The organism is Lutispora sp. (assembly GCF_041687175.1).
Lineage (GTDB): Bacteria > Bacillota > Clostridia > Lutisporales > Lutisporaceae > Lutispora.
Genome location: NZ_JAWLCK010000213.1, coordinates 1 through 2,712 on the forward strand (window position 1 = coordinate 1; position 2,712 = coordinate 2,712).

The window sequence follows — 2,712 nt, forward strand, 5'->3', positions numbered from 1 at the left end:
CTAACAAAGTTAATGAAAATACTCTATTATATATTACTTAGATTTCACTGTATTGTATCATATTGATTGCGTAGCCTAGGGTATACATTTTCCGTCCTGTTACGGGTTTCGTGTTACGTGCTGCGAGAGCTAGGGTATTCCTTATGGGTCATTCAGAAGAACACTGATTTACACGGAACTAACCACTGATTAACACGGCGGGCTAATATTTAACCACTAAAAAATACCCTCCGCGCTAATCCGTGATTATATCAGTGTTAATCCGTGTTCTAATCAAACGCTCTTTTTTGAACTTCATATAAAATTCGTTCTTCATCCATGGTCAATACTTGACCTTTTTCCATTACAATATTCCCATCTATTATGACGAATTCGACATCAGAAGAGTTCCCGGAATATAATATGGCAGATTTTACATTGTACTTGGGGTAATACCAGGGTTTATCTGTATTAATAACTATTAAGTCAGCGGCCATGCCTTTTTTTACCTCTCCTACATTATCAAAGCCTAAGGCTCTGGCACCGTTTATAGTTGCCATTCTAAGTACCTGGTCTACAGGAAGAGCTGTAGGATCCTTAGTGATAACTTTTTGAAGATAGGTTGCAGTCCTCATCTCCTCCAGCATATCTAAATTATTGTTGCTGGAAGCTCCATCTGTTCCCAAGGCTATATTGATTCCCATATCTGCCATGGCTTTTATGGGTGCTATTCCACTGGCAAGTTTCATATTGCTTCCTGGATTGTGCACCACATTGACCTTCTTTTCCTTCAATATCTCCATATCTTCATCATCAACTACTACGCAATGGGCAGCTATGGTTCTTTCATTCAGCAGTCCTGCTTTATCAGCAAGCTTGATGGGTGACATGCCATACTTTTCTATACAATTTTTGACCTCATCTGTTGTTTCAGAAAGGTGTATCTGTATATCAGCCTTAATTTCCCGGGCAACCCTGGCCACCTTTTCAAGATAAGGAAAAGAACAGGTATAAACAGAATGGGGTGCAAGATTCACCCTGATCCTTCTATTGCTGCTGTTATGAAAACTCTTATAGAGTTCAAGAGCTTCCGATATTCTATGATCAGCTCCTTCAGCAGATTCCCCCTGAAGTCCTCTTCCCAAAGCTGCTCTCATACATGATTGGGCAACCGCTTCTGCGGTTTTGTCCATAAACATATACATATCACAAAAGGCAGTTGTGCCTCCCTTTATCATCTCCAGCATCGCCAGGGAGGAAGCCCAATAAGCATCCTCTTCTGTAAGCTTATCTTCCAGAGGAAATATTTTATCAAACAGCCAGTCCATAAGCTTCAGATCATCAGCATAGTTCCTGAACATGGTCATTGCAGCATGATTGTGAGCATTTACAAAACCAGGCATTATAGCCTTGCCTCTCAAATCAATGACTCTTTCGTAGTTTTCAACTAAATTACCTTGTACTAGACCTGCATAATCTATAATTCCATCCTTTATCCCTACTGCTCCATCCTTGATGAGAGTTCCTTTTTCATCACATGTTATTACGGAGGCATTTATCAGCAACAGACTCATCTATTCTCCCCATCCTTTTAAGTATTCATCTTGCTCTTTACTGAGGGCATCAATCTTTATACCCATACCTTCCAGCTTCATAAATGCAATTTTCCTGTCTATCTCATCAGGCACTTCATATACCTTTTTATCCAGGCTGCTATAATTATCTTTTATGTACTCAGCACACAAGGCCTGCAATGCAAAACTCATATCCATTATTTCTGCCGGATGCCCATCTCCTGCTGCCAGGTTTACCAGTCTTCCTTCTGCCAGTAAATTTATAACTCTGCCGTCTTTCATCACATATCCCATAATATTGTTTCTCATTATCTTCTTTTCAACAGCTAGATCATCCAAATCCGGCTTCCATATCTCCACATCAAAGTGACCTGCGTTGGCAAGTATGGCTCCGTCCTTCATCTTCTCATAGTGCTCTTTTGTCAACACCTTAGTGCATCCTGTCACAGTTACAAAAAAATCTCCTATGGAAGCAGCTTCAGTCAAAGGCATTACCCTGTAGCCGTCCATGTATGCCTCTATGGCTTTTATGGGATCCACTTCGCAAACCACCACATTAGCGCCCAGGCCTTTTGCTTTATTTGCTACTCCTTTTCCGCACCAGCCGTAACCTATGACCACCACAGTTTTGCCAGCTACGATGAGGTTAGTGGTTCTCATTATTCCATCCCATACGGATTGACCGGTGCCGTATCTATTGTCAAAAAGATATTTGCAGTAAGCATCATTTACAGAAATCATTGGAAACAAAAGCTGGCCTGCCTTCTCTCTGGCTCTCAGCCTCAATACACCTGTTGTTGTTTCTTCACAGCCTCCCAATATGTCAGGTACCAATTCCTGTCTTGTGCTATGTAATAAATGAACCAAATCTCCCCCATCATCTATAACTATATGGGGCTTTATATCAAGAGCCGCATTGAGATGCTCATTGTATTCTTCCGCGTTGGAATTATACCAGGCATAGACATGAAGTCCATCCTCTGCCAAAGCTGCAGCCACATCATCCTGGGTAGACAGTGGATTGCTTCCCGTTATGGAAACCTCTGCTCCTCCTGCCTTCAAAACCTTTGCAAGATAGGCAGTCTTTGCTTCAAGATGTATTGACATTACAATTCTTTTTCCTGTGAAAGGCTTATTCTTTGTGAACTCTTCTTCTATC

Annotated in this window: 2 protein-coding genes; both read right to left on the bottom strand. The window is 41.3% G+C overall.

Annotated features, from left to right (window positions below):
- Positions 1 to 269 precede the first annotated feature (269 nt).
- Positions 270 to 1,553, bottom strand: coding sequence for an amidohydrolase (locus tag ACESM9_RS15420; RefSeq protein WP_373000765.1), 1,284 nt, complete (start codon positions 1,551 to 1,553; stop codon positions 270 to 272).
- A partial coding sequence (locus ACESM9_RS15425; protein WP_373000768.1) for an adenosylhomocysteinase occupies positions 1,554 to 2,712 on the bottom strand: 1,159 nt, incomplete at its 5' end.

Coding starts and splice junctions, on each gene's coding strand:
- ACESM9_RS15420 (WP_373000765.1), bottom strand. CDS start 1,553: ATGAGTCTGTTGCTGATAAATGCCTCCGTAATAACATGTGATGAAAAA.